At 41.0% G+C, this 7,453-nt stretch carries 7 protein-coding genes; 4 read left to right on the top strand and 3 right to left on the bottom strand.

Features of this window, described 5'->3' with window-relative positions:
- Window positions 1-420 precede the first annotated feature (420 nt).
- Window positions 421-1,104, top strand: coding sequence for a GAF domain-containing protein (locus ABD949_RS16250; protein ID WP_345244904.1), 684 nt, complete (start codon window positions 421-423; stop codon window positions 1,102-1,104).
- A gap of 922 nt (window positions 1,105-2,026) precedes the next feature.
- Here the strand turns inward: ABD949_RS16250 and ABD949_RS16255 are convergent.
- From ABD949_RS16255 to ABD949_RS16265, 3 genes are all read right to left on the bottom strand, one after another.
- Window positions 2,027-2,212: an integrase core domain-containing protein gene (locus tag ABD949_RS16255; protein ID WP_345244905.1), complete on the bottom strand. Its 186-nt coding sequence runs from the start codon at window positions 2,210-2,212 to the stop codon at window positions 2,027-2,029.
- Window positions 2,213-2,251: 39 nt separating this feature from the next.
- Window positions 2,252-2,668 (bottom strand): IS3 family transposase, encoded by a 417-nt coding sequence (locus tag ABD949_RS16260; RefSeq protein WP_345244906.1) that lies wholly within the window; start codon window positions 2,666-2,668, stop codon window positions 2,252-2,254.
- A gap of 97 nt (window positions 2,669-2,765) precedes the next feature.
- Entirely contained in the window at window positions 2,766-3,044 is a 279-nt protein-coding gene (locus tag ABD949_RS16265) for a transposase (RefSeq protein ID WP_345244916.1), read from the bottom strand.
- Between the two features lie 590 nt (window positions 3,045-3,634).
- Here ABD949_RS16265 and ABD949_RS16270 point away from each other — a divergent pair.
- The 3 genes from ABD949_RS16270 to ABD949_RS16280 are packed head-to-tail and all read left to right on the top strand — an operon-like array spanning window position 3,635 to window position 7,099.
- The gene (locus ABD949_RS16270) at window positions 3,635-3,925 is read left to right on the top strand and encodes a helix-turn-helix domain-containing protein (RefSeq protein WP_345244907.1); all 291 of its coding nucleotides are present in this window, start codon (window positions 3,635-3,637) and stop codon (window positions 3,923-3,925) included.
- 25 nt (window positions 3,926-3,950) lie between these two features.
- The gene (locus ABD949_RS16275) at window positions 3,951-5,408 is read left to right on the top strand and encodes a hypothetical protein (RefSeq protein WP_345244908.1); all 1,458 of its coding nucleotides are present in this window, start codon (window positions 3,951-3,953) and stop codon (window positions 5,406-5,408) included.
- A 44-nt stretch (window positions 5,409-5,452) separates the two neighbouring features.
- Window positions 5,453-7,099 (top strand): hypothetical protein, encoded by a 1,647-nt coding sequence (locus ABD949_RS16280; RefSeq protein ID WP_345244909.1) that lies wholly within the window; start codon window positions 5,453-5,455, stop codon window positions 7,097-7,099.
- Window positions 7,100-7,453: the final 354 nt, after the last annotated feature.

Consider the following 7,453-nt stretch of genomic DNA (forward strand, 5'->3'; position numbering starts at 1 on the left):
GGCAAAATAAATTTTATCATTAACCTCTAGCAAATATTTTACTACTTTTATAGCTGGTTTGTAACACATAATTCTATTGTATGCTTACTCCTGAAAATTTTTGTATACTTTTTGTTCTACTATGCATATTGCTAAATGAAGAAAATATTTGTATACTTTTTGTCTTGTTCGGAGTACTAACTGCCTCTGTCAATTATTTTGTAAGAAAAACTTTAAGGTTACCTACTCCTAGTAAAATTGATTATGAGGAGAGTTATCAATGATTAAAGAGGATGTCTCTGTATGAACTGTATAACTAAATATGTTAATGATAACATTATTTAAGGTCATTGATTTCCTGAAAATATTTACAATTTCAGGCTTTTACGTAATTTTAAGCATTTAAAATAATTCATTTTTTTTCGCTACCCTCGATTAGATATGCGTTCTGCCCCTAAACCAAGCAACGAATCGGCAAGATTAAAGTCCTTACAAAAATACCAGCTACTGGATACTATTTCGGAGCAGATATATGATGATGTTACAAAAATTGCTTCTGAGCTATGTGGCACTCCTGTTTCTTTGATAAGTTTAATTGATGAGAACCGGCAGTGGAATAAATCTACACATGGGAGTAAGCTGAAAGAATTTGAAAGAGAATTATCATTCTGTGCTCATGCCATTCTTCAGCCGGAAGAATTATTTGTTGTTTCTGATGCTAGAAACGACGAGCGCTTTCATGATAATCCACTTACTGTAGGGGAGTCTAAGGTAATCTTTTATGCGGGAATGCCGTTAGTAGATGCTGAAGGGCTACCATTAGGAGCATTATGTGTGATCGACAATCAGCCTCGTACATTACCCGAAGAGAAGCGTATCGCACTGAAAGCGTTAGCAAAATTGGTGCAGGCACATTTTGAATTAAGGTTCACCAATATTCGCCTTGAGGAAAGCAACGATCGTATCATGTTATCCGTACCATTAGTCGATACAGTTTTAAACGGAATAGATATGTTGACGCAGAACGATCCGCGACTAGATCAATATAGTCAACTTGAAATGCTCAAGGATACTACTACTGCTTTAAGAACTATATTTGAGGTCTCTGAACATCAAGAAGAATAAATTTACTTCGCTCTGATATTGCAACGGTATGGTATACTGAAGTATTTTCAGGCTTCAGCTATACCGCGGCAGCGTCCGCTACTCCTCTCACCAGTTCAGAAATAAGTGAGCTCTGATACCTATCGCTTCGGTGCTCCAATTCTTCTGCAGCGCAGTACTTGTTTAAGGGGACATAGCCTCATTTGAGCGAGTTGTCTGGACCTAAGTTAATCCCTTTCACTGACGACCTCTTCTTTAGTCATTAATGTGGTACGCGAGCGCGGGAGGCATTCATGCACTTGCCTTCTGTTCATCGGCGATTCAGGAACTGCTGTATCTGCCTTGGCTACTCTGATAAAGCTGCTGGACAGATCCTCCAAGTCAGCCGTTTGGTCAGTCTGAATCTAAGCGGCTGTTTGTTCACTTTCCGCTGATGATCTACACGATACCTCTTAAATAACATTAATTAATTTTAATATGATAATTCAATTAATAATGCATTAAAATCTACGTAGTGGTTGCGCGTTCGTAATCGATGTATTTACATTTGCTGACTTTTGTAACTTGTATTTACCTTACGTATGAAAAAGCCTTCCCAACCCGTGATTAGCGGCGGCTGTGAGGAGTTTGAGACACTCTTGTTACAGTATATCGCCTTAGTACATCAATGGTATCCCGACTTAGGCCAACCCTGCTTAGTTGAGCGAAATGGATTACTTCAGGTGACACTCAATAGCCCGGAGTTGCCTCTTGTCGAGTAAGAGCTAATACCATAAGGCCTGTATCCAAGTACACTCCTCTTGCCTTACAATAAGAGATTGCTCTTAACAGCTCCACTGTCCTGCTCCCCTAAGTTGTAATCACTTCCTGGTGGAAGCAAGTACTTTGCCGGTACATACTCCCCGGTGTTTGATAGTCTAAGGCTGAGTGGGGACGTTCGAAGTTATATACCCGCCACGGCACGGGCCGCACCGCACTCATCCAAGGCCGCCTGGACCTGAGCTATAGTTGGGAACACGTTTAGATTCAACCGCTCCACCAATCCGTTTTGCATGGGCTTGCTTGGTTGAATATACCGCAGTTCAATGCCATACTTTTGGGCAAACCGCGTCAAGTATTGACCGATCAACTCCGGACCGTTTTCACTGCGAATGTATTGGGGCTTGCCCTAAGCCGCCACCATCTGCTCCAGATACTGCACCAGCTTTTTAGCTAAAAAGCTGGCGTGCGCGACCACCAGTAAACACTTCCGGCTGTGTTCATCCATGACATTAAGAATGCGGGTTTTCTTCTCGGCAACCAGTTCATGGCTTAGAAAGTCCAGCGACCAGACTTCGTTGACGGCGCTAGCGGCTAAGGTGTTCAAGTTAGGGCAATTAAGCCTCTTGCGCTTAACAGGTACACGCAAATTTAGCTTTCGGGCTTTGTAGATGCGGTCCACTCGCTTGTGATTCCAGATACATCCATTCAGTCGCAAGTAGCCTAACATCAGCCGAAAGCCCCAATTAGGGTGCTGGTTAGCCAAGGCTTTTAACTCGCCGGCAATTAACTCATCTTCATTAATACGCTTGGACTTATAGTACATACTAGCGCGTCTTTGCCCCAGTACTCGGCAGACCCGACACGTAGAAGCCTGCTGGTGAGTGGCACCATCTCGACCAACTGGCGATGGATAGTGGGGCTTACATCTTTTTTAGCAATTCGTAGCCTTCTTTGAGGATTTGTTGATCCAGACTTAGTTCAGCCGGTTCGCCGGTGCGATACATCTTTTTGAGCCGGGTATTCTCAGCTTCCAGGGCTTTGAGCTTTTTCAACTCCTCGGTATCCATGTTGCCGTATTTCTGTTGCCAGTTGTAGAAGGTGGCTGAGGAGATGCCGTACTTCCGGCAGATCTCATCGACGGTTTTGCCTTGGTTAGCTAGGGCCAGGACCTCGACAATCTTAGCTGTCAGATTGCCAATACCCTGTTGAGTTTAGCGACGACCCTCTTTCGGATTGCTGACCAGAGATTTCTGCTGCATACCGAAAAGTCACAGTGGGTCTGCTGATGTTATGCGGTCCAGAAAAAAGCTTCAAAATTTAAAAGGAATAAACCAAAGATGGGACCCTAATCTTCATCTGGTGAACCATTCCTTTATATGCCCCCGGTCACAACTTCACCTGCATCTGACTTTTCTTTCCTTATACGGCAAAGCTGTGGTTGATGAACAAAATGCTGAAAATTTTTCCACATCCTTGCATTTTTTCCTGTTGGACTTTCCCAATCCATGTTTTTGTTAAGCCCCTGATAATTAGAATACTAATAAACTACTTACTTTTTGAGTTGTATAATTTTATGAAGTAAAAAAATTAAGTAATTTTTGCTAAAAAATCTGTCCATTTTTCTTCCTGTACAAAGGAATCTTTACGGAAATATTTTTGTAAATGTTTGCAGAATCGGCAATAACTGGTTCAGAGCAATATAGTCATGTGAAGTTGGGGTTAGCCTCCAATTTTTTTAAAGAAAATAGTTATAAGTAAAATTACCTAAATTATAAACCCTATTTATATTATGCAGAATCTAATAATATCCAGCACCTCAGCAGTGGATGTACAGTCACTTATCGACGCTTTCGCCGGAATCCATAAACGGTTGGATTCAATTGAATCAGAGCTGCCTGCGTCTGAACAGCAAACAATCTTCATTACCAGACAGGAAGTCGCTGTCCTGCTGAAAGTCTTTATCACTACGGTATGGTCCTACACGAAAGTTGGCTTACTAAGAGCTTATAGAATGGGCAACAAGGTGGTCTACAAGAAGCATGAAGTTGAGGAAGCCCCCATTCCAACCAGAAGAAAATAAAAGCTATAACTTAATCATATAAAACATGAAAGAAGGCCTGTATATACAATACCCCAAAAATCTGAATTACAAACAGTTGTGCCGGTATAAACAACCTAGCTTCAAATACTCAGTCGCCAAATTTCAAATATTGGTTGACTTCCTTTACCAAAGATTGGCTATTTCCCAGCTACCCAGCGATACGCAATTTCCTTTTATACCACTTCCAGCCACACATATGAAAAAGTTAGTGGGCAGATACCAATATTATCTGAAGTATCTGATTGAAGAAAAGATTTTGGAGCGGGTGGAAAAACCAACAGGAAAGGATGGAAAAAAGGCGTATCACTACCGCTTTACAAAAACGTATCAAACCAAGACTCGCTTTGATGTCATCAACGATGATGAAATACTGGCTGCGCACAAGGGTTATCATCAGTTTTTAAGCGCTGACTATCAGAAGTACCATAATCTGGTTAAATGGTTTGATGAAATCGAGATTGACAGGGAACCTGCCCTCCACAGGGTTTCTGCCCTTGTAAATAAACAGCTCCGTCATGTTCAGCCAGTAAAGGAAGCGTCAGCTATATATATATGGAACAACAGCCAAAAACGCCTGATACGGCATATAAGTCATAAATCCTTCTTTTTTGAATGGGATGAATACGACTTTACCCTCCATACTGTATTAACCAGTTTATCCCCTGAACTCAGAAAGTTTGTATCATGGAATGGTCAGGAACTGAAAAGCATCAATCTGAGTTGCGCACCAGCTTTTTTTGCTTCCTGCCTGCTCCGCTTTTCGTTGGGTCTTGACAGTGCCGGTACTTCCTCAGCATGGGAACAGCTGTCAAAAAGTGACTTTGTTCAGCAGGTTCTCAAATCCTACGCTGGCAAAAAGCCATCTGCATTAATAAAGGAAATTACGTGCGCACATGGTGGAGCGAAGAAAGCAAGCCCAAGCATGATTGCAGAGTGGCAAACCTTCCAACAGCAGGTAAGCGGTGGAACGCTTTATCAGTACATGCATTCCGTTGCGCAGGTAGCAGGGTTAAGCAGTGCCAACGATCAGGCTGCACTTAAGGAAATGGTCAACGCAGTTATGAGCGGTGATGTTCATTGCGCATCATGCGCGGAGGGAAAAGCCATCCTAAAGCAGTCCTTCCCACAGCTGTATCAGGTAATCGAAACTTTTGAAGCGAAGTACCTTTCCTTTCTGATCCGTTTGCTGAAAGCTATCCAAGCGGAAATCATCTTCAATCGTATTGCGCAACGCATTACGGCTGAACAGCCAGCATTACCCCTTTTTATCGTTGGGCCTTCCATTGTGACCACTTCCGGCAATGAAGCGTATGTGGAGCAGGTAATGAAAGAAGAACTACAGAAAGCAATTGGAATAGTACCCTATTTGACCAGATCGTTTTGGTCTGAGTATCTACGAATGATACCCCACAAAAAAAGGACACGTGCGCATGGGCCTAACGTGTACGCGCATCAACGATAATTCTCAAGCATACAATCTATATCAACTAAATATATAAACGCGCTATGGCAAAGAAAAAGCACAAAGAAAAGATGATGATGTCTGTGCAAAGACCAAGTAATTTGGATTACCAAAAACTGATAACAGATTACCCTCCGCAGATCAAAAATTTCAAACTGGATAAGATGAAGCTGCTGGTTGATGTAATTTATGATCGAATCACCTATGACCAGCGGAATTTCAACGATCAGGACGGTAATTTCTTTATTCCCCTTCATTCTGAGAAGCTTCAGGGGATTGTCTCCGATTATCATTTGTATATGCCCTATCTGGAACAGGCCAACGTAATTGAAAGAACAAAAGGCTGGCAGGCAGGTGTAAAGTCAAGAGGATACAGATTTACAGAAGTTTATCAGACAAAAGCAGAATGGGATACGATTGAAGATTATAAAGTTATCCAAAACTATAAAGCATATAAAGAAAGTCAGAGAGAAAAAGCCCGGCAGCAGTATCCCCATTTAATCAGTTGGTTTGATGGTCTTCAAATTGATGAAGAAAAAGCTAAACAGTATATAGAAGATGACTATGAAAGAAAAATCAAAGGGAACCCATCCACCGAAAGAAGACAAAAGCCAACGCGGGAGTACAACGCCTATTTACGTATGGTATATAATATTGTGAGTAAGCGCTACTACTTTACCCTTGATGATAAGGGGTTTAGACTACATACGGTATTAACCACTTTGAAAAAAGAGTTAAGAAATTTCATCACGTATCAAGGGAAACCATTGGTAGCTATTGATTTAAGTTGTTCACAACCATTTCTTTCCACAAGATTATTTGATCCTTTATTCTATGATAAAGTATACCCATTCAGCAATAGAACAGAAGTTAATGCAACTGCATTGGTGAAGTTAAGCCACTTACCCTTTTACAATAACTACCAATACACTATTCATTCCACTTTAACTAACTTTGAAAATTTATTGCCTGAAAATTGGGAAATTGAAAATGTTGTAATCGCTTTAAAGAATTTCACTACTATAGTAGTAAAATTCTCATACAATAATAACAAAAATGATGACATAAACAATAACATTATTATCAAAAACGACATAAATAGTAACACAAATAGGCAAAAATTAACAAAATCACCATTTAAGGAGGTAAAACACCCTATGTCCGAAAAAACGCACGTTGATGGGGAATCAGACCTAACTGAATGGGCAATTTACGTTCAGCAGGTTGCTAATGGGAGCTTCTATGAGTACATCCAAACCTGTGCAAACAGAATAGACCCCTCCCTGAGACTTGACCGGAGCAAAGTGAAGACCATGACTATTACTGCCTTTTTCGCACAGGTTGATTTTCACGAAGACCAAGCCATCTCAAAAAAACACCTGAGCTTAACTGAGCAGCAGAATTTATTCAGAAAAGTTTTTCCAAAAATTTTTAGGTTGTTTCAGGAGATAAAATTTCTTGACCATGCGCTTCTGGCGCTTCTGCTCCAGAACATAGAATCTGAAATTTTCCTCAACCGCATAGCCAAGCGGACAGTCGAAGAACGGCCTGACCTCCCCATCTTCACCATTCATGATTCGATTGTCACCACAGTTGGGGATGAAGATTACGTAGAACAGGTGATGAAGGAAGAGCTACAGAATGCAGTCGGTTTAGTGCCGAACACGAAAAGGGAGTACTGGAGAAGTTAGATTGAAGCTGGTTTGCCGGAACTGCATAACGCAAAACAAAAGCGCATTTTAAATAGAAGGGAATTCACTTTTATTCTAAAACCGTCCCCAGATCCGTCCCCGCTTAAAAAAGAAAAAGTCTAATTTGCTAAAAACAGCAAATTAGACTTTTGCCTACGTATCGGCTTAACCACACCATTGCTTCCCACCATCAAAATGAACTAGTCAAGACTTAATCTGACAGTTTGAAAGTTTTTGTACCTTCAAACTACTGATTAAGACGATGACAACACAAGAGAAAATCATTAAGAACAAGCTAGGTATTCTTAACCTAGCTGACCAGCTTCAGAATGTTTCTAAGGCTTGTCGGATCAT

The organism is Nibrella saemangeumensis, from assembly GCF_039541915.1.
In the GTDB taxonomy this organism is placed as follows: Bacteria; Bacteroidota; Bacteroidia; order Cytophagales; family Spirosomataceae; genus Nibrella; species Nibrella saemangeumensis.